The 21,191-nt window shown below is 66.6% G+C and carries 20 protein-coding genes; 11 read left to right on the top strand and 9 right to left on the bottom strand.

Annotated features, from left to right (window positions below; translation table 11 throughout):
• Position 1: 1 nt before the first annotated feature.
• From ACFXK0_RS03430 to ACFXK0_RS03405, 6 genes are all read right to left on the bottom strand, one after another.
• Positions 2-1,330: an ABC transporter substrate-binding protein gene (locus tag ACFXK0_RS03430; RefSeq protein ID WP_379408129.1), complete on the bottom strand. Its 1,329-nt coding sequence runs from the start codon at positions 1,328-1,330 to the stop codon at positions 2-4.
• Positions 1,331-1,347: 17 nt separating this feature from the next.
• Positions 1,348-2,214: a carbohydrate ABC transporter permease gene (locus tag ACFXK0_RS03425; protein ID WP_379408128.1), complete on the bottom strand. Its 867-nt coding sequence runs from the start codon at positions 2,212-2,214 to the stop codon at positions 1,348-1,350.
• Positions 2,211-3,140: a carbohydrate ABC transporter permease gene (locus ACFXK0_RS03420; protein ID WP_379408127.1), complete on the bottom strand. Its 930-nt coding sequence runs from the start codon at positions 3,138-3,140 to the stop codon at positions 2,211-2,213. Before ACFXK0_RS03420 ends, ACFXK0_RS03425 begins: the two co-directional genes overlap by 4 nt.
• 143 nt (positions 3,141-3,283) lie before the next feature.
• Complete coding sequence (locus ACFXK0_RS03415; protein ID WP_379408126.1) at positions 3,284-4,174, bottom strand: Ig-like domain-containing protein; 891 nt, start codon at positions 4,172-4,174, stop codon at positions 3,284-3,286.
• A gap of 311 nt (positions 4,175-4,485) precedes the next feature.
• Positions 4,486-5,811, bottom strand: coding sequence for a cytochrome P450 (locus ACFXK0_RS03410; RefSeq protein ID WP_379408125.1), 1,326 nt, complete (start codon positions 5,809-5,811; stop codon positions 4,486-4,488).
• Between the two features lie 32 nt (positions 5,812-5,843).
• A complete protein-coding gene (locus ACFXK0_RS03405; RefSeq protein WP_379408124.1) occupies positions 5,844-7,067 on the bottom strand; it encodes a serine hydrolase domain-containing protein in 1,224 nt (407 codons plus the stop codon).
• Between the two features lie 117 nt (positions 7,068-7,184).
• Between ACFXK0_RS03405 and ACFXK0_RS03400 the strand changes: the two genes are divergently transcribed.
• Positions 7,185-7,802, top strand: a complete 618-nt coding sequence (locus ACFXK0_RS03400) for a hypothetical protein (RefSeq protein ID WP_379408123.1) — start codon at positions 7,185-7,187, stop codon at positions 7,800-7,802.
• Positions 7,803-7,829: 27 nt separating this feature from the next.
• The gene (locus ACFXK0_RS03395) at positions 7,830-9,275 is read left to right on the top strand and encodes an MFS transporter (protein WP_379408122.1); all 1,446 of its coding nucleotides are present in this window, start codon (positions 7,830-7,832) and stop codon (positions 9,273-9,275) included.
• Positions 9,276-9,299: 24 nt separating this feature from the next.
• Here ACFXK0_RS03395 and ACFXK0_RS03390 read toward each other — a convergent pair whose 3' ends face one another.
• Positions 9,300-9,974 carry a serine protease gene (locus ACFXK0_RS03390; protein ID WP_379408121.1) on the bottom strand — a complete coding sequence of 225 codons (675 nt, stop codon included), beginning with the start codon at positions 9,972-9,974 and terminating at the stop codon, positions 9,300-9,302.
• A 517-nt stretch (positions 9,975-10,491) separates the two neighbouring features.
• On the opposite strand from ACFXK0_RS03390, the gene ACFXK0_RS03385 reads away from it, so the two are divergent.
• The 9 genes from ACFXK0_RS03385 (at position 10,492) to ACFXK0_RS03345 (ending at position 20,036) form a co-directional block, all read left to right on the top strand.
• Positions 10,492-11,346: an MlaE family ABC transporter permease gene (locus ACFXK0_RS03385; RefSeq protein ID WP_379408120.1), complete on the top strand. Its 855-nt coding sequence runs from the start codon at positions 10,492-10,494 to the stop codon at positions 11,344-11,346.
• A gap of 5 nt (positions 11,347-11,351) precedes the next feature.
• Positions 11,352-12,215: an MlaE family ABC transporter permease gene (locus ACFXK0_RS03380; RefSeq protein ID WP_379408119.1), complete on the top strand. Its 864-nt coding sequence runs from the start codon at positions 11,352-11,354 to the stop codon at positions 12,213-12,215.
• A gap of 41 nt (positions 12,216-12,256) precedes the next feature.
• Entirely contained in the window at positions 12,257-13,726 is a 1,470-nt protein-coding gene (locus ACFXK0_RS03375) for an MlaD family protein (RefSeq protein WP_379408118.1), read from the top strand.
• A complete protein-coding gene (locus ACFXK0_RS03370; RefSeq protein ID WP_379408117.1) occupies positions 13,723-14,748 on the top strand; it encodes an MCE family protein in 1,026 nt (341 codons plus the stop codon). The genes ACFXK0_RS03375 and ACFXK0_RS03370 overlap by 4 nt, the downstream gene beginning before the upstream one ends.
• Positions 14,745-15,740, top strand: coding sequence for an MCE family protein (locus ACFXK0_RS03365; RefSeq protein WP_379408116.1), 996 nt, complete (start codon positions 14,745-14,747; stop codon positions 15,738-15,740). The genes ACFXK0_RS03370 and ACFXK0_RS03365 overlap by 4 nt, the downstream gene beginning before the upstream one ends.
• Positions 15,737-16,849 (top strand): MCE family protein, encoded by a 1,113-nt coding sequence (locus tag ACFXK0_RS03360; protein WP_379408115.1) that lies wholly within the window; start codon positions 15,737-15,739, stop codon positions 16,847-16,849. Before ACFXK0_RS03365 ends, ACFXK0_RS03360 begins: the two co-directional genes overlap by 4 nt.
• An 8-nt stretch (positions 16,850-16,857) precedes the next feature.
• Positions 16,858-17,946, top strand: a complete 1,089-nt coding sequence (locus tag ACFXK0_RS03355; protein WP_379408114.1) for an MCE family protein — start codon at positions 16,858-16,860, stop codon at positions 17,944-17,946.
• A complete protein-coding gene (locus ACFXK0_RS03350; RefSeq protein WP_379408113.1) occupies positions 17,943-19,121 on the top strand; it encodes an MlaD family protein in 1,179 nt (392 codons plus the stop codon). The genes ACFXK0_RS03355 and ACFXK0_RS03350 overlap by 4 nt, the downstream gene beginning before the upstream one ends.
• A 132-nt stretch (positions 19,122-19,253) precedes the next feature.
• Entirely contained in the window at positions 19,254-20,036 is a 783-nt protein-coding gene (locus ACFXK0_RS03345; protein WP_379408112.1) for a hypothetical protein, read from the top strand.
• Between the two features lie 87 nt (positions 20,037-20,123).
• Here the strand turns inward: ACFXK0_RS03345 and ACFXK0_RS03340 are convergent, their stop codons facing one another.
• Together ACFXK0_RS03340 and ACFXK0_RS03335 are read right to left on the bottom strand one after the other, a co-directional pair.
• Entirely contained in the window at positions 20,124-20,675 is a 552-nt protein-coding gene (locus ACFXK0_RS03340) for a ribonuclease H (protein WP_379408111.1), read from the bottom strand.
• Between the two features lie 10 nt (positions 20,676-20,685).
• On the bottom strand, positions 20,686-21,159 hold the full coding sequence (locus tag ACFXK0_RS03335) for an SRPBCC family protein (RefSeq protein WP_379408110.1): 474 nt from the start codon (positions 21,157-21,159) through the stop codon (positions 20,686-20,688).
• Positions 21,160-21,191 lie beyond the last annotated feature (32 nt).

Raw genomic sequence — 21,191 nt, 5'->3', positions numbered from 1 at the left:
TCTACTTCGGCAGTTTGGGGGTGATCTGCCGGTCGATGATCGCCTGCACGTCGGCGGCGACCTTGGCCAGAACTGTTGCCGGATCGGCGTTCTGGAGCCCGATCTGCTCGTAACCGGTGCCGATGATCTGGTCGGCGCCGGGCACGAACACCCGCGCGTAGTCCTGCGACTTGGTGACGGCCAGCTGGTCGATGGCGACCTTGGAGTTCGGGTTCTTCGCCAGGAAGTCCACCTCGGACGGATCACTGACCGCCGACTTGCGCACCGGCATGTACCCGGTGTTCTGCGAGAAGTACGCGGTGTTGGCCGCGTTGGTGGCGAACTCGATGAACTTGAGCGCGTTGGCTTTCCGTTCGTCGGAGATCCGCGACGGGATCGCCAGGCCCGCGCCGCCGGTGGTCACGCCGGGCCCGTTCGGGTGCGGGAGGAAGGCCGTGCCCACCTCGAACTTGCCGTCGGCGTTCTTCTTGATGCCCTCGAGATCGCCGGTGGAGGCGATGGTGGAGGCCGCGACGCCGGTGCCGAAGTCGACCGCGATCTGCGGCTTGATCGCCGCGTACTTCTTGACATTGATCGAATCGCGCAGGTAGGTGGCCGCGGCGATCGAGCCCGGATCGGTGAAGCGCAACTTCCACTGGTCGGAGTAGGCGCCGCCGAAGGTCCAGTTCGGGCCCTGGAAGGTCCAGGCCAGGTAGTTCTTGGCATCGCCCCAGGCGTGCGCGATCTTGTCGGCGCCGACGATCGACTGCAGCTTCGGGCCCCACTCGTCGAATTCCTGCCAGGAGTTCGGGCCGCGGTCGGGCAGACCGGCCTTGGCCCACACATCCTTGTTGTAGTAGAACAGCGGCGTCGAGCGGGCGTAGGGCAGCGCGTAGTGCTTGCCGTCGAACAGGTAGTCGGCGGCGAGGGAGTCGACATAGTCGTCGAGCTGGACCCCGGCGGCGCCGAACAGGCCGTCGAGCGGTTCGATGGCGCTGCTCAGCGCGTAGTTGAACCACCAGACATCGGAGAGCACGACGACATCGGGCAGCTCGCCGCCGGTCAGCGCGGCATTGAACTTCTGCGCGACCTCCTCGTAGTTCTTGCCGGCGTCGACCAGGTTGACGGTGAGTTCGGGGTACTTCGCCTGGAACCGGTTGATCAGTTCCAGCTCCAGGTCCTTGGAGGTGCCGGGGTGGTTGGACCAGAAGGTGATGGTGTTCGCGTCACCGGAACCGCCGGAGCCGCCGCCGGTGCCCGCGCACGCGGTCAGGGCGAGGCCCGCGGCGACACCGCCGGTCAGACCGAGGAACCCGCGTCGGCTCAGGGCCGGGAATCGTGAAGTGGACACGTGGATCTCCTTGAGAATCAACCCTTGACCGCACCGGAGGTGAGGCCTTTGATCATGTGGCGTTGCAGGGCGAGGAAGACGATGAGGATCGGCAGCATCGTCAGGACGGTGCCCGCCATCACCGGCCCCCAGTTGGTGACCGAGGGGTTCTCGGTGTTCTGCAGCAGCGTCAAGCCGACCGGCAGGGTGGCGACGTCGGCGGAGTCGGCCATCAGGAACGGCCACAGGTACTCGTTCCACTCGTTGACCAGCGTGACCACCGCGAAGGCCACCATGGTCGGACCCGACATCGGTAGCACCACCCTGGTCAGCAGCCGCCACCAGTTGGCGCCGTCCATCCGCGCCGCCTCGATGACCTCACCGGGCAGCGACAGGAAGTGGTTGCGCATGAGGAAGGTGCCGAAGGCGACGCCGCAGAGCGGAATGATGATGCCCTGGAAGGTGTTCCGCCAGCCCAGCTGGGCGATCAGCGCGTAGTTGGAGATCACGGTGATCTGGTTGGGCACCATCAGCGCCGCGATGATCACCAGGAACACGATGTTCTTGCCGGGGAAGCGCAGGAACACCAGGCCGTAGGCACTGAACACGCCGAGCGTGAACTTCACCGCCGACACCACCCCGGTGACGATCAGCGAATTGCGCAGGAAGGTCCAGAACGGGACGGTGGTGGTGGCGTGCGAGTAGTTCTCCGGATGCCAGCTGCGCGGCCAGTACACCGCGGGCTGGGTGTAGATGTCGGGCCGGTCCTTGAACGAGGTGATCAGGATCCAGAACAGCGGCACCCCGACGATGATCAGCACACACGCCATCGCGGCGTAGCCGAGCACGGTGACCGCGCGCTCGCGGCGGCGATACGACAATGTCTGGGGGCCGAGGTGTTTCATCGTTCGCCCCGATCCATCACGCGCACCTGGATCAACGTGACCACCAGCAGTACCGCGAACATGATGGTGGCCACGGTGGCGCCGTAGCCGGCCCGGAAGTTGCGGAAGGATTCCTCGTAGACCTGGAAGACCATGGTGGTCGTGCCGTTGCCCAGCGGACCGCCGCGGGTCATCACATTGATGATGTCGAAGACCTGTAGCGAGTTGAGCAGGACGGTGATCGAGAGGAAGAAGGTCGTCGGACGCAGCTGGGGCAGCAGCACTTTGGTGAAGGTGGTCCAGCGGCTCGCGCCGTCCATCTCGGCGGCCTCCATCAGCTCGGCGCGCACGCCTTGCAGCGCGGCGAGGTAGATGACGAAGGTGTACCCGAGGTTCTTCCAGATGTAGGTGATGGTCACCATGAACAGCGCCCAGTGCGGGTCCTGGTAGAAGTCGGGCACCTGGCTGACGCCGATCCGGTGCAGCAGGTCCTGTACCAGACCGAAACTCGGATCGAAGATGAATTGGAAAGCCACGCCGATCGCCGCGCCGGAAATCACGAATGGCGCGAAGATGGCGGAACGAACGACATTGCGTCCGAGCAATTTTCGATCGAGCAGTAGCGCGAGGGCGAGGCCGAGCGCCATACTCACCACAACGGCGGCTACGGTGAAGATCACCGTATTGCTCACGACTTTCCAGGAGTCGTCGCGCTGCCACCACTCCAGATAATTTGCGAAACCAATTGGTTTCGCAATGGGATCGGCGATGTTCCAGTCGGTGAACGAGAGCCGGATATTGTCGGCCAGCGGCCGATACACGAACAGCGCCAGCAACACCAGATTCGGCACGACCAGCACCAGGAACAGTGCATAGTCCGGCCACGGGCGGTTTCTCAGGCCGCGCCCACGTGGTGCGGGTAGTACCCGCTCTGGACTGGTTCGCACCGCGGCAGCTTTACGGCGCACGGCGAACCGCCGGTTAACCCTGCCCGCCGGCTTCCTGAACATCGGGCGCACACTCCCGAGTACAGCAAAAGCCGAACAACACGACCTGGTTTGATCGTATTGTTCGGCTCTTGTTCAGTAGGTCAGTTCCAGTCGCCCAGACCGTCACCGGCACTGAGGGTTCCGCCCTCGGTGTTGGACACGATGACCGCGTCGCCCCGGTGCGAGTTCTCCAGGAACCACTTGGCGTCGGCGGTGCTCACGTTGAGGCAGCCGTGGCTGGCGTTGGAGTAGCCCTGCTGGCCGACCGACCACGGGGCGGCGTGCACGAAGATGCCGCTGTTGGACAGCCGGGTCGCGTACTCGACCTCGAGCTTGTAGCCCTCGGGATCGGTGACCGGCACGCCGTAGGTCGAGGAGTCCATGGTCATCTTCTCGAGCCGCTCACCCACGATGTAGGTGCCGTTGGGGGTCTCGTAGCCGGGCTTGCCCAGCGAGGTGGGCATTTCCCGGACGACCTCACCGTTGACGGTCACCGTGATCATCTTGGTGTCGTCGTCGACATAGGACACCACCGCGTCACCGATGTGGAACGAGCTGGTGGTGCCGCCTGCGACGACGTTCACGTCGGTGTTGGCGGGCCAGAACTCGGCGGGCTTCCAGCGGACCTGCCTGCTGGAAGTCCAGTAGAAGTAGCCGGCCGGGTTGGTGCTCGAGGTGATCTTGATGTGGCGCTCGGCGGCCGCGCGGTCCTCGACCGGCTCCTTGAAGGTGACGATGATCGGCTGGGCGACGCCGACCGTCTCGCCGTCGGCGATATTGATGTTCGGCGGCGCGAACGGCGCCTGCTCGACGGGCTGGTCGACGGCGGGCTGGGTGGAGCCGGTACCGACGCCCGGGAGGACAGGCTGGGCCTGCGCGGACACGGTGACCAGCGCACCGGTCACCGCGACGGCCGCCGACAGCAGCAGGCCCCGGCGAAGCCAGCGCGCTTGCTGTGTATTTGCCTGGAAGTGCATAGGTTTCTCGTCCATTCCATCTCTCGCCTCCGCGCTGGGCGCGGGCGCGAGATCTTCGTAAGTGACGCGGAGACCGCAACGTGGGGGTCTCCACGGGGTAACGACGCCCCGACCCTGACCGTCCATTCCTACCCGCCCGAGGTCATCGTGTGCCAGCGGCGCGGCCCGGCGATAACAGTCCGGCAACTATGTGTCGTGGGTCACATAACGTGTTGTTATCCATCGGCTTTCGGTAAACGCCGCGCTCACAGCGGTGCGTCGTGGTCGGTGCGCGTCAACAGGGTGGAAGCACACCGGTGTGACTCTCAAACCTGGCGTGAGCGAGATCACTGCGCCGATGTGAACTGGATCGCTCGATCCGGCGCGCTCGCCAGATTGCGCGGCACCGAGCGGGGCCTGCCGCCGAGCGCCAGGCCGGGGACCAGACGTAAGCGGACCGTGGTCAGCACGGTCGCCAGCACGATCCGCAGTTCGTATTCGGCCAGCGTGGCGCCGATACAGCGCCGATGCCCACCGCCGAACGGCGCGTACTCGAACGGTGTGACCTTGCGGTCGAGGAACCGGTCCGGATGGAACAGCCGCGGCGCGGGCCAGCAGGCCGGGCTGCTGTGCAGCACGCCGACGGCCAGCCCGATCGTCTGGCCGGCCGCGAGGTCGACCCCGAGCCAGCGCCACGGCTCGGTCAGGGTGCGCAGCACGATGGGCACCGGCGGGTGCAGGCGCAGGGTCTCCAGGCAGACGGCGTCCAGTAGCGGCAGGCTCGCCTGTTCGGCGGGGTCGTCGCTCGCGCCGGCCAGTTCGGCGGTGGTTCTGGTGAGCAGGCCGGGTTCGCGGTGCAGGTGGTAGAGCGCCCAGGTCAGCGTGGTGGCGGTGGTCTCGTGACCGGCGACGATGAGGGTGCGTAGCTGTTCGCAGAGTTCGGCGTCGGTGAGCGCGGTGCCGTCGTCGTAGCGGATTGCCAGCAGCAGATCGAGCAGGTCGCCGGTGCCGGGACCCTGCGTGCGGCGCCGGGCGATGTCGGCCAGGATCAGCCGGTCCAATTGTGTTCTGGCCGTGACGAACCGGGCCCACGGGTGGTACCCACGACGGCGCAGGGCGGGCGCTGCCAACAGGGGCATGGTGAAGGCGTCGAGGAAGGTGTTGACCGCGCTCGCGTAGTCCGCGTCGCGGCCGTCACCCGGGCCGAACACCGCGGCGAGGATGACCCGCCGGGTGATGGCACGGGCCATGGTGAGCGCGTCGAACGGTGCGGAATCGCCGGGGCGGTACCAGGATTCGAGCTCAGCCAGTGCGGTGTCACGAATCATCGTTCCCAGCGCGCGTACCCGCTGTCCGTGCAGTGCCGGGGCCAGCAGCGCGCGTTCGGTGCGGTGCCGGTCGCCCGCGCTGAGGATGAGCGAGGCGGCCCCGACCATCGGCTCGATCGGATTCGGCCGTGGCGGGGTGACCAGCGGCACCGGCACCCGGAACAACTCGCGCGCCCCCTCGGGCGTCCCGGTGAACAGCACCGGCGGGAATCCCGGGAACCCGACCTGGAAGGGGTCTCCCGTGGCGGCGCGTTTACGCAGGTAGGACTCGAAATCGCGTCCGGCGGCCATGGCATGCAGCAGCGGCCACCGTGGTGCTGCCGGGGCCGGGCGATGCGCGGTCATATCACTGGGTACGACTTGCGACGCCGGTCAGTTCACTGCGCCCGGAGTTTGTGCACCGTGCCCTGGGCGATGGCGGACAGTTTGGCCAGGCGCGCGTCGCCCAGGGCCGTGACCGCATTGCCCAGCCGGTTGGTGACGAACGCGATCGACATTCGCAGGTCCGGGTCGGCGTAGGCGCCCGAACCGCCGATTCCGTAGTGGCCGAAGGCGTGTCGCGGTTGCTGTTTGGTCATCAGGACCGGGCGGTGATAGCCGAGGGTGAAGCGCAGCGGCAATCCCAGGACGTAGTCGCGGCTGTCGGTGCGCTGGGTCCGGTTGATCGTCTCGATGGTCTCGGCCTTCAGGAAGTGCAGCGGGTCCTCGCCCACGTAGACCACCCCTTCGTTGGCGAGCGCGCCGTACATCCTGGCCAGCGCCCGCGCCGAGAACACCCCGTTCCAGCCCGGCATCACCGCGTCGTGCACCCGCGGATCGCGCACCAGTTCGTCGAAGCTCTCCGGCATGCCCGCCTCGGCCAGCCCGCGCGCCGGACGCACCCACGACAGCACCGAGGACGCGGTGTTCCAGCGAATCCCCGGCGGCGCGAGATGCGGGAAGATCTTCGCGATCCGATGCCGGTGCGCCGCGGGCACTTTGAACCAGAATTCCTCGATGCCGAGCGGGCGCGCGATCTCCCGGTGCAGCACCGCGGTGAACGGTTCCCCGGTCACCCGCTGCACGATCTCGGCGACCAGCCAGCCGAAAGTGATCGCGTGATAGCCCGAAGTGCGGATGCGGCGCGGGTCGGCGGGGCTCTCCGCCAGCGCGGTCACCACCGCGTCGTAGTCGAGAATCCCCTCGCGACCGGGCACCAGGCCGCGTACCCGGTGCAGGCCGGCGCGATGCGACAGCACATCACGCACGGTGATCTCGGCCTTGCCGTGCGCGGCGAACTCGGGCCAGTACTGGGCGACCGGTGCCTCGTAGTCGATCAGGCCGCGTTCGGCGAGCCGATGCACCACCGTCGCGGCCACACCCTTGCCGGTGGAGAAGGTGAGCGCCACGTTCTCGCCGTTCCAGCGCTGATCCTTGGCCGCCCACCCGGCCCAGATGTCGACCACCGGTTCGCCGTCCAGATAGATGGCCAGTGCGCCGCCACCCCGGCTGGGCTGGGCGAACATGCCGAAGAAGTGGTCGGCCAGGCGGATGAAGCGTGGATCGATGAGCATCTGCCGCGGTGCGGCGACGGTCTGGCGACCGGGACGAACTGCCACCATCGGATTCACCTCCTGATGCGGGGTCGGCCCGGGAGGCCGGAAAACCCAGGGTAGCCCAGTGACCCGGCTCGAGAGTTGGAGTCGACGCCGGTGGCTCCGGTGGTGTATTCACATTGAGTGTTTGCAGATCTGTCCATCGGCCGGTTCGCCGGCGCCGTCGCCCTCACGGTGACAGCGTTCGTCGCGACCGGGTGCGGTGGCACCATCGACGGCCACGCGCAGCCCGCGATCGACGTCGTCCCCGCGACCAGTGGCACTCCGACTACCACCAAGCCGAGCAAACCGACCACCAGCAAGCCGGCACCGACCTCGAGCCGGGGCGGCGACACCGACTTCGACGCCGAGATCGGCGACTGTGTGCAGCTGGGCGGCACCGTCGACGACGCGACCATCGAGAAGGCGTCGTGCGGTAGCCGCGCGTCGAACTACAAGGTCATCGGCAAGGCCAAGACCAGCGACGGCTGCGTCGGCGACCGCGACAACTTCTACGCCGAGACCCTCAACGGCATCGAGACCGGCGCCCTGTGCCTGGACATCGACTGGGTGGTCGGTGGCTGCATGGATGTCGGCGGCGACGAGCCGAGCCGCATCGAATGCACCGAGTCCGGCATCGAGCCGGTCAAGGTGATCACCGTCATCAACGACACCGTCAGCGTCGACGACTGCCCCGACAGCGCCGACTCGGGCTTCAAATACCCCGAGCGTCGCGTGGTGGTCTGCGTGCAGAGCCTGTAGTTCGCGCCGGGCGGCTAGCGTGGAGTGATGCCAGCGACCCGCACGGTTCGGCTGAACTCGGCGACCGGCCGGTGGATCCTGCTCGCCACCATCCTGGGTTCGTCGATGGCGTCGCTGGATGCCACGGTCGTCTCGGTCGCGCTGCCGCGCATCGGCGAATCACTGCACACCGATGTCGCCGGCTTGCAGTGGACGGTCAACGGCTACACGCTCACCCTGGCCTCGTTCATCCTGCTCGGCGGCTCGCTCGGTGACCGGCTCGGGCGCAGGCGGGTATTCGTCTGGGGCATCACCGGATTCGCGATCACCTCGCTGCTGTGCGCGGCGGCGGTGAATATCGAGATGCTGGTCGCCGCGCGTCTGCTCCAGGGCGTGGCCGGCGCGCTGCTGACACCGGGCAGCCTCGCGCTGATCTCGGCCTCGATCGACGAGCAGGACCAGGGCAGCGCGATCGGTCTGTGGTCCGGGCTGGGCGGGGTGGCGGGCGCGTTCGGGCCGCTGCTCGGCGGTGGGCTGATCGATCTGGTCGGCTGGCGCGCGATCTTCCTGCTCAATGTGCCGCTGGCGGTGCTCGTCGCCCTGGTGGCGACCCGGTGGGTGCCGGAGAGCCGCGATCCCGAGGCGGCCGCGCGGCTGGATGTCCCTGGTGCCGTGATCGTCGCCGTCGGTCTCGGCGCCCTGACAATGGGCCTGATCAACGCCCATCTCGTGCTCACCCTCGCCGGTGTCGCCGCGCTGGCGGTGTTCGTGGGGGTCGAGCTGCGCAGCCCGAATCCGCTGGTCCCGCCCACGCTGTTCCGGTCACGGGTGTTCACCGCCGCGAATCTGGTGACGCTGGTCGTCTACGCCGCGCTCGGCGGCGTGTTCTTCCTGCTGGTGCTGCAATTGCAGCTGGTCGCCGGATATTCGCCGATGGCCTCGGGTGCGGCGAGTCTGCCGGTCACCCTGCTCATGCTGTCGGCGCCCGCCGGGCGGTGGGCGCAACGGCACGGGCCGCGCCTGCCGATGACGCTGGGCCCCCTGCTGGCCGCCGCAGGCGTGTTCGCGCTGCAACGAATCGGGCCGGGCGCGAACTATCTCACCGATGTCCTGCCCGGCGTGTTCGTCTTCGGTCTCGGCCTGTCGGTGCTGGTCGCCCCGCTCACAGGGGCAGTGCTGGCCGCGGTGCGGGCCGGCGAGGCCGGTATCGCCTCCGGGGTGAACAACGCCGTCGCCCGCACCGCCCAGCTACTGGCCGTCGCCGCCCTACCCGGCCTGGCCGGCCTCACCGGCGCGTTCACCGACCCGGCCGCCTTCGCCACCGGTTTCGACACCGCGATGCGCTGGTGCGCGCTGTTGTTGCTGGTCGGCGCGGCATTCGCGGCCGTACTCCTCCGGGTGCCGCGCCAGGCACCCGACCCGGAACGCGTCGACTGCCTACCGCACTGCGCCGGCGCCGACGGCCCCGCACTGGCACCGACGACATCTACCTGACCAACCCGCGGCGCCAGCCGCTGATTACACCGGCTGATAGCCCGCGCCTGGCCCGCCGCGGGCATTGATGTCGTCCATGATCGCGCTCATGTTCGTGCCGACCTCCGGGCCGAAACAGGCCACCGCGAGGTAGGCGTTGACCATGCCGACCAGCGTCGAACCGACGACGACCGGTGCGCCGGAATCGCCTTCGATCACGCACATCTGCGACCAGGTCTCCATCTTGGTCTGGAAGATGTCGCCCCAGGTGATGCCGCAGGTGTTGCCCGTGGTCCGGCCTTCTTTGCACACGATGGTCGGGAACTGGGCAGGCCCGCCGAGGCCGGTGATGGTGACATTGCCGATCCGGTTGACCGGGATGATCCGGCCGGGGGTGAACTCGATGACCGCGTAGTCGAGGTCGGGGTTGGTGTGGACGAACCGGCCGACCTCGCCGTAGCCGCGATCGATCTCGGCCGCGACGGAGGCACCGGTGTCACCGCAGTGGCCCGCGGTTAGACCGATCAGTCGTCCCGCGCCGTCGTAGCCGACCGTGGTCAGGGTGCATTCGAACATATCGTCGATGACGATGCCGGAGCCGCCGCCCAGGACCGGTGGGCCGGGTTGAGCCTGGGCAGCGCCCGCTCCGGTGCCGAGCAGAACTGCACCGAGGGTGACAGCGAAGGCGGCGGTGGCCGCCTTGGCGAGGTTGCTGAACATGTCCCTCCAGACGTCGGAAGCCCGCACGATATCAATTCGGTTTGCCTATCGTGGCTGTATTCGGTCCCGGGCGCGCCCACTGGCCGCGCCGGTCGGCGCACATTCCGCGAACAGTGTGCGGTTGCTGTTCATCGCCGCGGGGGTTCGACACTCCGCGATAGCGAATCCCTATCGCGATTGTGATCTATTGACCGATCGCGAGTCTGGATCGTGATTGTTTCCGATTATTCGGCGCGGCCTTCGTTATGAATGACAGTTCTTCGCGATATTCCCGCCCCGGCAGTGTTGACGCTGGAATCGCTCATCCCGAGCGACATCCCGAGCAATCGACCAAGCGCTGACAATTTGTCACTGTATGGTCCGAGTTGGCAGGTCTCATAGCGGATTCGAACAGTGACCACTGTCTATGACAGCGCTCACATGTTGTTGATGTGTTCTGGGCTACTCCGTAGTAAGGTGCGTCAAGCAAACAAGTCGTCGGGGTAATGATGACCTGGCGTCGAGAGGGGTAGAAGTAGTGCAGTCGACCAAGAGTCCGCCCACACGTTCACGAGTCAGCGACGCTGTCGACTGGACGAAGGGCCTTTGGGACGACCATCCGAAGAAGTCCCTCGAGACCTTCGGTCGACAGATCACGATGGGTTTCGAGGCGATCACGGAGTTGATTGTCGCGATCTTCCGCAGACGCTTCCCCTTCGACGAGTTCGTCCGGCAGTGCGCGTTCATGGCCAATGTGGCCGCCGCACCGACCCTGCTCGTCGCCATCCCGATCGCGGTGATCGTGTCCATCCAGGTCGGCGCCGTCGCCGGTCAGGTCGGCGCGACCTCGTTCATCGGCGCGGCCAACGGCCTCGGCATCATCCAGCAGGGCGCGCCACTGGTCACCTCGATCATGATCGCCGGCGCGGTCGGCTCGGCGGTCTGCGCCGACCTCGGCTCGCGCACCATTCGTGAAGAGATCGACGCCATGAAGGTGATGGGCGTCGACCCGCTGCGCAGGCTGGTGGCCCCCCGGCTCGGCGCGGCGATGCTGGTCAGCTTGCTGCTGTGCGGGTTCGTCGTCTTCGTCGGCTTCATCACCGGCTACATCTTCAACATCTTCGCCCAGGCCGGTACCCCCGGTTCGTACATGAGCACCTTCGCCTCCTTCGCGGTCACCCGCGACCTCGCGGTGGCGCTGCTCAAGTCGGTGATCTTCGGCATCATCGCCGCGGTCATCGCCTGCGACTCGGGCCTCAACGCCCGCGGCGGCCCCGGTGGCGTCGCCAACGCGGTGAACTCGGCGGTGGTGAGCTCGATGGTCATGCTGCTCGGCGTCAATGTCGCGATCACGCAGATCTACGCCGCAGTCTTTCCCCCACAGGTGGTCTGAGAGTCATGTCATCAACCTACGTACCTCCGCTGATGCGGCCGATACGCCAGCTCAAGGCGGTCGGCAAGGCGCCGGTCGACCTGCTCGCCCGCCTCGGTCACCAGGTGTTCTTCTTCCTGCGTTCGGTCGGCTCGATTCCGCTGGCCTTCAAGCAGTACCCGAAGGAGATCTGGCGGCTGCTCTCCGATGTCACCTGGGGCAACGGCAATATCGTCGTCGGTGGCGGCACCATCGGCGTCATTCTGATCATCAGCGCCTTCGGCGGCATGACGGTGGCCATCCAGGGCTACACCTCGCTGAACCTGCTCGGCCTGAGTCCGCTCACCGGCGCCATCTCGGCCTTCGCCACCACCCGTGAGCTCGGTCCGCTGCTGGCGGCACTGGCCTTCGCGGCCCAGGCGGGTTGCCGATTCACCGCCCAGCTCGGCGCGATGCGGATCTCCGAGGAGATCGACGCGCTCGACTCGATCGCCATCCGCCCGCTGCCCTACCTGGTCAGCACCCGGATGATGGCGGCGGTCATGGCCATCGTGCCGCTGTACGCGATCGGTCTGGCCACCGCGTACGTGGCCTGCTCGGTGACGGTCGGGCTGATCGGCGGTACCGCCTCGGGCACGTACTCGCACTACTTCTACCAGTTCCTGGTACCGACCGATGTGCTGTACTCGCTGCTCAAAGCGGTCATCTTCGTCATGATCACGACCTTCATCCAGTGCTACTACGGCTTCTTCGCCTCGGGTGGTCCCGAAGGCGTCGGCGTCGCGGCCGGTCGCGCGATCAAGATGTGCATCATCATGGTCGTGTTCGCCGACCTGTTCATGACATTGGCGATCTGGGGCGTCGACCCCGGCATCAGGATCTCGGGGTAGGGCGCGCGATGATCATCGATCCCAGTGGGCGCGGACCCACGATGAAACAGCTGTACATCGCGGGCTTCTGCGGCCTGGTCGTCTTCGCGGTGATCCTGGCCTTCCTGATGGCCCGCTACCAGGGCTATTTCGTACCGAAGGTCCATGTGGTCGCGAACCTGTCGACCACCGGTGACGGACTGCCGTCCAAGGCTGACGTCAAGTTCCGGGGCGTGCTCGTCGGCGCGGTGAAGAACGTCGACATCGCCGACGGCGGCGCCGAACAGAACGTGAACATCGAACTCAAACCGGAGTTCGCCGACGGCATCCCGAGCAATGTCACCGCTCGCGTCGTGCCCAGCAACCTGTTCGCGGTCACCTCGGTGGAACTGGTCTTCAACGGCCCGTCGAATCAGTATCTGACCGCGGGCGACCAGATTCCCGAGGACCGCAGCAAGGGCACCATCGCGCTGCAGGACACGCTCACCACGGTGAGCGACATCCTCGATCAGATCGACCCGGTGCAGCTGGGGCGGGTGCTCGGCACGCTGACCCAGGCACTCGACGGCAGCGGCCGCGTCCCCGGCTCGACCATCCAGCGCCTGGACCACTGGCTGACCACCGTCGCCGAGGCAGGCCCGAACCTGGGCGGCATGCTCGACGACTTCTCGGCCTCGGCGCACGCGCTCAACGAGTCGGCACCGGAACTGATGAATGTGCTCGGCAGCTCGGTCGAGACAGCGAGCACCATCGCCAGCAAACGCGATCAGCTGATCGCCCTGCTGGCGGGGGCCAGCGCCACCACCGACCAGGTCAACGATCTGTTCGCCAGCAACCCCGATGTCGGCAAGGAGCTGACCGTCGGTCTGAACGCGACGCTGGGCGCACTGGCGTCCGACCCGGGTTCGATCACCAAGACCTTCGAGGTCTTCGGTCCCTCGCTGGCCGCGCTGAACACCACGATGCACGGTGGCCCGTCCAACCAGATGGTCTGGAACGCCGGTCTCACGTTCACCCCGTACAAGCCGAACACCGTCGCGGATTGCCCGCGCTACGGCGACCTGCTCGGACCGAGCTGCTTCACCGCGCCCGCCGAGGTGACGCTGCCGCCGATTCCGGAGAACCTGCGGCCGCGTGCGCTGGAGTCGGCCGCGGGCCTGCCGCCGCTGGAGCTGATCCCGGGCCTGCCCGCGATTCCCGGATTGACCACGCCCGGCCTGCCGGTGGACACCGCAGGCGGCGTCGAGGTGACGCCGTTCGCGGGTACCCCGCTCGAAGGCCTGGTGCCGCCGATCCAGCTTCCGGGCGTGCCCGGCCTGCTGGGCGGAGCGCCCGCCGCGGCCCCGGCCGCCGCGCCGGAGCCCGCCGAGCAGCCCGCGCCGGAGCCGGCGGGCACGCCGATCTCCTACCACGGTGACGAGGCGATATCGAAACTGCTGGGACGTGAACCGAACGTCTCGGAATATCTGCTGCTCGGTTCGATCATGAAGGGCGGAACCCTGCAAGTGTCCGAAAACGGGGGTGGCGCATGAGCATCCGCAAACCGCTGATCGGGTTCAGTGTCTTCGCGATCGTCTCACTGCTGGTGACGGTCGTCGTGTGGAACACCTTGGCCCGCACGGTCGACGGTGACACCCGCAAGTACACCGCGATCTTCACCGATGTCCTCGGCCTTCGCCCCGGCGACGATGTCCGCATGGCGGGCGTGCGCGTCGGCAAGGTCGAGACCATCGAGCTCGACGGCAAACACGACGCCAAGGTGTCGTTCATCGTGCAGAGCGACCAGACGGTCTTCGACGACACCAAAGCCCTTGTCCGCTACCAGAACCTGATCGGTCAGCGCTATGTCGCGCTGACCCCGGGCGAGGAGCCGAACCCCGAGGCGCTCGCGAGCGGGTCGACCATCCCGATCGACCGCACCGAGCCCTCGTTCGACATCTCGGCGCTGCTCAACGGTTTCCAGCCGCTGTTCCAGGCGCTGGAGCCGGCCGAGGTCAACGCGATGTCGCAGACGTTGATCCAAGCGCTGCAGGGCGACGGCGTGTCGCTGTCGGCGTTCATCGTGCAGGCCGCCCAGCTGGCCACCGATTTCCAGCGTCGGGACGCGATCCTGTCCGACGTGATCACCAACCTGTCCGGCGTGATGGCGGGGTTGGCCAAGCGAGGGGATGAATTGGAGACCCTGGTTACCCAGACCCGGGCGTTGATCGGTGGTCTCTACGACCAGGGGCAGTCGCTGCAGGCGTCCACGGTGACGCTGGCGGAGAACACGACGGCCCTGGTCTCGATGATGACCAAGGTCCAGCCCAAGCTGGCGATGGCGCAGAACTCGACCACCGCGGCGCTGAACCTGCTGCTGGCCAACGGCGCCAAGCTCGACCAGGCGGCCATCGACATGCCCGCGATGCTCGCCGACCTCGGTCGAGCGACCTCCGAGGGCACCTACGCCAACTCCTACCTGTGCAGTCTCGACATCTCGCTCTACGGTGTGCTCTTCCCGCGCGGGCTGTTCAGCCAGATCGGTGGCACCGGACACACGGAGGTGTGCCGATGAGCAAGCTGAAGGCCACTTTCCTCGGCAATCGCAATTTCTGGCTCGGCATCATCGGCTCGCTGGTGATCGTGCTGCTGCTGGTCGGTTCGACGGTGTACCAGTTCATCGGACTCGGCAAACAGTCCATCGAGGCGGAGTTCGTCCAGGCCGCGGGCATCAAGGTCGGCGACAAGGTCGCCGTGTCCGGTGTGCAGGTCGGTACGGTCTCGGGCGCGCAGATCGACGGTGATCACGTAGTGGTCACCCTCGATGTGGACAGCTCGCTGAAGTTCGGCCCCGACGCGCACGCCGCGATCAAGATGGCGACTCTGCTCGGCGCGCGGTATGTCGATCTGCGGCCCGGCGACGGCTCCGGCCTGCCCGATGACACCATCCCCCGCACCAATACCGATGTGCCGTACGACATCGCGGATGTGGTGCAGGTCGGCACCCCGAAATTCGAGGCGCTCGACACCGAGCTGCTGGCGCAGTCGCTCACCACCATCGACTCCCAGCTCGGCGATTCGCCCGAGCTGGTCGCGCAGGCGCTCGACAGCGTCGGCGCCGTGGCCAAGGTGATCGACCAGCGCAAGTCCGATGTCGACGGGTTGCTCAAGGACCTCAACCGGGTCACCCAGCTGCTGGCCGACAACCGGAACTCCATTCTGCTGGTGATCACCCAGGGCGAGGCGATCGCCAACCGGGTGATGGAGCGCCAGAGCCTGCTGCGCCAGCTGCTCGACAACATCGCGACGCTGACGCGCCAGCTCGAGGAGATCGGCGCCGAGAACGGCGATCAGATCGGCGGCACGATCAGCCAGCTCAACACCATGGCCGAGGGCCTGCAGAAGAACAAGGACAATATCGACAGGCTGTTGCAGATCGGTCAGCCCACCGCGCGCTACTTCAACAACGCGGTCGGCAACGGCAACTACGCCGAGGTTTCGCTGCCGTGGCTGTTCCCGGACAACTGGTTGTGCTTCGTTCAGGTGGTTCAGGGGTGCGCAGGATGAAACTGACCGACAGATTCCATGGCGCGCGCCTGGTCGCGCGGACGGTGATGATCGGCGCCACCGCGCTGGCACTGGGTAGCTGCTCGCTGCTGCCCAGCCAGTTCGATGACGCGCTCGGCCGCTCGACCAAGATCACCGCCGACTTCCAGAACATCGCGGGCATGTACGAGGGCAACGAGATCATGGTTCTCGGTCTCGCGGTGGGCACAGTCGACAAGGTGGTGCCCAAGGGCACCTATGTCGAGGTCCACATGACCGTCGACGCCGGCGTGAAGATCCCCGCCGACGCCATCGCCGCGATCATCTCGCCGTCGATCGTGACCGACCGCCATATCGAGATCACCCCGCCCTACACCGGTGGTGACAGCTTGGAGTCCGGCGATCACCTGCCCCTCGCGCGGACCAGGACCCCGGTCGAACTGGACACGATGATCAAGACCATCGACCAGTTCGCCGCCGCGCTCAAGCCGCAAGAAGGGCAGCAAGGTCTCGGCCCGCTCTCGGGTCAGGTCCTCTACCCGGTGCTCAACGGCAACGGCCAGAAGATCCGGGAGACCCTCGACGCGCTCTCCGGCGCGCTCAAGGTCGGCATCGACAACAAGGACGCCATCTCCAACATCATCATCAAGCTCAACGAGCTGACGACGATGCTGGCCGACAACGACCAGTCGGTGCGCGATTTCAGCGACCGGGTGACCGCCATGTCGGGGCTGCTCGCGGAACAGGCGCCCGGTCTGCAGGCCACTCTCGACCAGCTCAACGCGTTCCTGGCGAACACCTCGACGACCTTCTCCGAGCACGCCGACGAGCTGTCCGCGTCGCTGACCGGCCTGACCAATGTCAGCGATCAGTTGCGCGCCAACGCGGGCGCCATGATCGAGATCGTCGATGTGGTGCCGCTGCTCATGCAGAACATCGACGGCGCGATCGACAAGGAGCAGCGTTTCGTCCGGCTGCACGCACTGATCGGTACCGCGCTCTCCGGCGAGATCGTCAGCGTGTTCTGTGAACGGATCCAGCTGAGGTCCGATGGTTGCCGCACCGGAAACGTGCAGGATTTCGGTCCCGACTACGGGCTCACCGCCGCACTGCTCGGCCTGACGAAATGAACCGATCTATGACGACGAAACTGCGCCGCGCGCTGCTCTCGGCGACCGCGTTGTCCACCGTGGTGGTCACCACCGGCTGTGGGTTCACCGTGGAGGACCTGCCGCTACCGACGCCGGGGGCCGGTGGCGAGACCTACACGCTGCACGCGGAGTTCGACAACGCGCTGAATCTGCCAGACCAGGCCAAGGTGAAGATCGGCGGCTCCGATGTCGGTGTGGTCACCTCGATCAAGACCAAGGACTTCACCGCGCTGATCGACATGGAGATCAGCACCGACATCACCCTGGCCGAGGGCAGCACCGCGGAGTTGCGTCAGGCCACTCCGCTCGGTGACGTCTTCATCGCGCTGAGCGAACCGAAGGACGCCATGGGCGCTTCCACCCTGACCGACGGCGACACCTTGACGCAGGATTTCACCTCGGCCGGCGCGACCGTGGAAGAGCTGCTGATCTCGGTGTCGATGCTGTTCAACGGCGGCGGTGTCGCCAGTCTGAGCCGCTTGGGAACCGAACTGGGGTCGATCGTCAACGGGCACGGCGGCGAGCTGGCTCACCTGATCACCGAGATGACCGGTGTGGTCGGGGAACTGAACGCCAACAGTGCCCGCATCGATACGGTGCTCACCGAGTTCAACACCTTGGCCAACACCGTCGAGGTGAACAAGGTCCAGCTCGGTCAGGTGGCCGACACCCTGCCCCAGGCGATCGGCGCCATCGCCGAGAACAATCAGGCGATCGGTGATCTGCTCACCAAGCTCGCCACCGCCACCGCGGCGATCGGCGACTACTCCAACACCACCGGTGACCAGCTCGCCGATCTGCTCACCAACCTCGACAATCTGATGGCCGCGCTGGCCGCCAGTGGTGACAGCTTCGGCTATGTGCTCGACCAGTTGCACGCGGTCCGCCCCGGCACCGACGCGACCTTCGAAGGCAAGTCGCTGGCGCCGTACGCGACGATCACCAACCTCGATATCGGATTGCTCACCGATCCGGCGAACAGCAAGTTCCCCGATCTCAAAGACATGAACGACTTCGTCGGCACCTTCATCCAGGTGCTGCAGATCGTCAAGGGCCGAGTGGAGGGCCACCGATGAGCGGCGTCAAGAAGTTCAAGATCAACAAGATTCTGCTGGCGAACGGCGCGCTCGTCGTGGTTCTGCTCGTCGGTGTCGCCTACCTGCTGATCGATGTGATGCGGGTGAATCCGCTGCGGTCCGAGTACGAGGTGACCGTCAACCTGGACAGTTCGGGTGGGTTGCAGCCCGGCAATGATGTGACGTTGCGTGGGCACCGGATCGGCAAGGTCACCTCGATCGAGTTGACCGACCAGGGACAGTCGATCGCCGCCAAAACCCAGATCGACCAGAGCTACAAGATCCCGGTCGACACCGCGATCCAGGTCGCGGCGTTGTCCGCGGCCGGTGAGCAGTACATCGACTTCCGCCCGCGCAGTGATTCCGGTCCGTTCCTGCCGGACGGGGCGGTCATCGAGTTCAACCCGGACCAGATCAAGACCCCGGTGCCGGTGTGGGCGGTGCTCGACGACACCAGCGCGCTGATCTCTCAGGTCGATCCGCAGAAGTTCCAGACCATCCTCAACGAGCTCGACATCGCGCTCGGCGCCGGTCCGGACGCGCTGCGCGGGCTCATCAATGGCATCAGCCTGGCGGTCGCCGGCCTGGACAACCTGCTTCCCCAGACCGTGAACCTGATCGAGAACCTGCGCGTGATCGCCGACACCACCTCGCACGCGCAGCCGGACCTGCAGACGCTGACCAGCAACTCGGGTGCGCTGTTCACCCAGTTCAACAATGCCAACGCCGAGTTGCAGGGCATTCTGGACAACGCCCCGGCCCAGTTCGAAGCGCTCGGCGCGGTGCTGGACAAGACCGCCGATCCGATCACCGCGCTGTCGGCCAACTTCGTCGCGATCACCAGGGCGGCTCAGTTGCGTCAGCCCGCGCTGCGGCTGCTGTTCCCCTCGCTGGCGCAGGGTCTCGGCGCGATCGGTATCCCGGCTCACGACGGTGAGTTCTACGCCGTATTGGATATCTGGCCGCGCCCGACGTGTAATTACGACACCGAGTACCGTCGTAACGAGGAAGTCCAGGACGGATCCATTCCGAAGTGGAACTACTGCACCAACCCGCCCGCCGACCAGCAGATCCGTGGCTCGGCCAACGCCCCGCGGCCGAATGTGCCCAACAATGGCGCGCAGATGCCGCCCGGTGTGGACCCGAACGAGCGGACTCCCCGCCCGGTCAACTGAGAGTTTGCTGCCCGGTCCGGACGCACGGCGACCGGACCGGGCATACTCGCGGGAGAGCATGTGGCCCGGCTCACGAGCCACATGAAGGAAATCGGTGCGATGTAGGTGCCGGGAAAGAGCAGGATTGATTCGATGACCAGCGACGACGCCGAGAGCAAGAAGGACGCTGCCGCGGCGGACAAGCCCGATCTGGCGAAGGCCGAACCGAGCGAGAAGCCGACGGCCGCCCCCGAAGTAGCCGAGCCCACCGTCAAGGTGGTGACCGCGCCCGAGGTGAAGGCTCCGGCCCCCGCCCCGACCGGGAAATCGAGCTCGACCGGCTGGATCGCGGCCGGTGTCGCCGGCGTGGTCGCCATCGGTGCCATCACCGCGGGTGTGGTGTTCTTCCTGCAGAACAGCAGCAAGGCCGACAAGCTCGACGCCATCGCCGATTCGACGAAGGCGGCCTGCGACTACGGCAAGATCCTCGCCAACTACGACTACTCACAGGACCTCGACGCCTACATCGAGTCGATGAAGGCCGGTGCCACCGGTGATTACCTCAAGGAGTTCACCGACGCCAGCGATGCGCTCAAGGGCGCGATGGTGCAGGCCCAGGTGAAGTCGCGGGGCGAGGACGTGCAGTGCGCGTACATCTCGGGCAGCACCGACGACGTCAAGGCCATGGTCACCATGACCCAGTACCGCACCAACTTCACCCAGACCGAACCCGACCGGATGATCTTCGCGATCGAGATGACCCTCGAGCGCAATGGCGACGGCAAGTGGCTGGTCAGCAAGCTGGACTCGCCGCTGCTCAAGGGTGATAGCGGCGCGGCCGGTGGTCAGCCGGCTCCGGCGACGCCCGCTCCGGAGACTCCCGCTCCCGCGCCGGCTCCGGAGACCCCGGCTCCCGCGCCGGCTCCGGGCAACTGATCCACCGCTGAGAACGCCACCGGCGGCCGACCACATGGTCTGCCGCCGGTGGCGTTTCTCGTGCGGATCCACTCCGGTCGCACCCGCTCAGAACAGGGTGAGTGCCCCTGGCGTGGCCGGTGCGACCGGCTTCCCTGTGGTGGTCCGCGGTTCGGTGGTCTTGGTGGCGGGCGTGGTCTTGGTGGCCGGCGCCGGATGCTCGCGGCCGGTCGCGGCGGCTTCGCGCGCGGCCAGCCCGGCCAGCTTGTCGGCCTGCTCGTTGAAGTAGTTGCCCACGTGTCCGCGGACCCACCGGAAGCGCACCGGGCCTTCGCGGGTGGTGATGGCCCGGTCGATCTGCTTGATGATCTCGACGTTCTTCACCGCGCCGCCGGTGGAGGTGCGCCAGCCGTTGCGCCGCCAGCCGGTGATCCATTCGGAGGCGCATTTGATGGCGTAGAGGGAGTCGCTTTCGATGAGCATCGGCTCGGCGCCCGGGTGGGCGAGGATGGCTTCCAGTACCGCGCGTAGCTCGGCGATCTGATTGGTACCGGTGACCGCTCCCCCGCTGGCGGCGGGACCCTGATGATTCACCCAGGCCCAGCCGATCGCCCCGCCCGGATTACGCAGGCAGGACCCGTCGGTGCTCACGATGATCATGACCGCCACCCTAGGCGATCCGGCCGACAAGATCGGTACCGTGGAATGCCTCTATCTCCCTTCGCAACCGCGACTCCGTGCGGCGCAGTGCCGATTTCGCGGCCGCGTCGACGAGGCCGTGGCACAGGCGGCCGAACACACCGCGTGGTGGTGGATAGTCGGCTTCCGACGTCAGGACCGACCGTTCGTAGCCGAGTGGGTCGAACCGTAGTGTCACGGTTCCGTATATCCGCCCACGCAGGGTATACCCGATCACCGCGTTGCGCCGGTATTCGGTGATCTCGCAGGTCGTGCGCACCGGGAGCACGCCGAGGAGACGGAGTTTCACGGTGAAGACCGCGCCGAGGCCGCTGCCGGGTTCGCCGCGGGCCACGATCTGGCTGACGCCGTACATCCAGTCCGGAGCATGCTGGAAGTCCTCGGCGTAGGCGAAGGCCGCTGCGACCGGAGCGCCGACGTCGCTCGCATACCTGATGTGGCCCATCGGCCCTCCCTGATGACGGATGGTGACAAAAG

It is taken from the genome of Nocardia sp. NPDC059177, assembly GCF_042755165.1.
Taxonomy (GTDB): domain Bacteria; phylum Actinomycetota; class Actinomycetes; order Mycobacteriales; family Mycobacteriaceae; genus Nocardia.
The sequence above is the reverse complement of the archived record's forward strand: the minus strand, read 5'-3'. Positions and strand labels throughout refer to the sequence as shown.

Coding starts and splice junctions, on each gene's coding strand:
- ACFXK0_RS03395 (WP_379408122.1), top strand. CDS start 7,830: ATGCCAGCGACCCGCACGGTTCGGCTGAACTCGGCGACCGGCCGGTGG.
- ACFXK0_RS03375 (WP_379408118.1), top strand. CDS start 12,257: ATGAAACAGCTGTACATCGCGGGCTTCTGCGGCCTGGTCGTCTTCGCG.
- ACFXK0_RS03390 (WP_379408121.1), bottom strand. CDS start 9,974: ATGTTCAGCAACCTCGCCAAGGCGGCCACCGCCGCCTTCGCTGTCACC.
- ACFXK0_RS03355 (WP_379408114.1), top strand. CDS start 16,858: ATGACGACGAAACTGCGCCGCGCGCTGCTCTCGGCGACCGCGTTGTCC.
- ACFXK0_RS03365 (WP_379408116.1), top strand. CDS start 14,745: ATGAGCAAGCTGAAGGCCACTTTCCTCGGCAATCGCAATTTCTGGCTC.
- ACFXK0_RS03335 (WP_379408110.1), bottom strand. CDS start 21,159: ATGGGCCACATCAGGTATGCGAGCGACGTCGGCGCTCCGGTCGCAGCG.
- ACFXK0_RS03425 (WP_379408128.1), bottom strand. CDS start 2,214: ATGAAACACCTCGGCCCCCAGACATTGTCGTATCGCCGCCGCGAGCGC.
- ACFXK0_RS03415 (WP_379408126.1), bottom strand. CDS start 4,174: ATGGACGAGAAACCTATGCACTTCCAGGCAAATACACAGCAAGCGCGC.
- ACFXK0_RS03410 (WP_379408125.1), bottom strand. CDS start 5,811: ATGACCGCGCATCGCCCGGCCCCGGCAGCACCACGGTGGCCGCTGCTG.
- ACFXK0_RS03360 (WP_379408115.1), top strand. CDS start 15,737: ATGAAACTGACCGACAGATTCCATGGCGCGCGCCTGGTCGCGCGGACG.
- ACFXK0_RS03340 (WP_379408111.1), bottom strand. CDS start 20,675: ATGATCATCGTGAGCACCGACGGGTCCTGCCTGCGTAATCCGGGCGGG.
- ACFXK0_RS03380 (WP_379408119.1), top strand. CDS start 11,352: ATGTCATCAACCTACGTACCTCCGCTGATGCGGCCGATACGCCAGCTC.
- ACFXK0_RS03350 (WP_379408113.1), top strand. CDS start 17,943: ATGAGCGGCGTCAAGAAGTTCAAGATCAACAAGATTCTGCTGGCGAAC.
- ACFXK0_RS03345 (WP_379408112.1), top strand. CDS start 19,254: ATGACCAGCGACGACGCCGAGAGCAAGAAGGACGCTGCCGCGGCGGAC.
- ACFXK0_RS03405 (WP_379408124.1), bottom strand. CDS start 7,067: ATGGTGGCAGTTCGTCCCGGTCGCCAGACCGTCGCCGCACCGCGGCAG.
- ACFXK0_RS03370 (WP_379408117.1), top strand. CDS start 13,723: ATGAGCATCCGCAAACCGCTGATCGGGTTCAGTGTCTTCGCGATCGTC.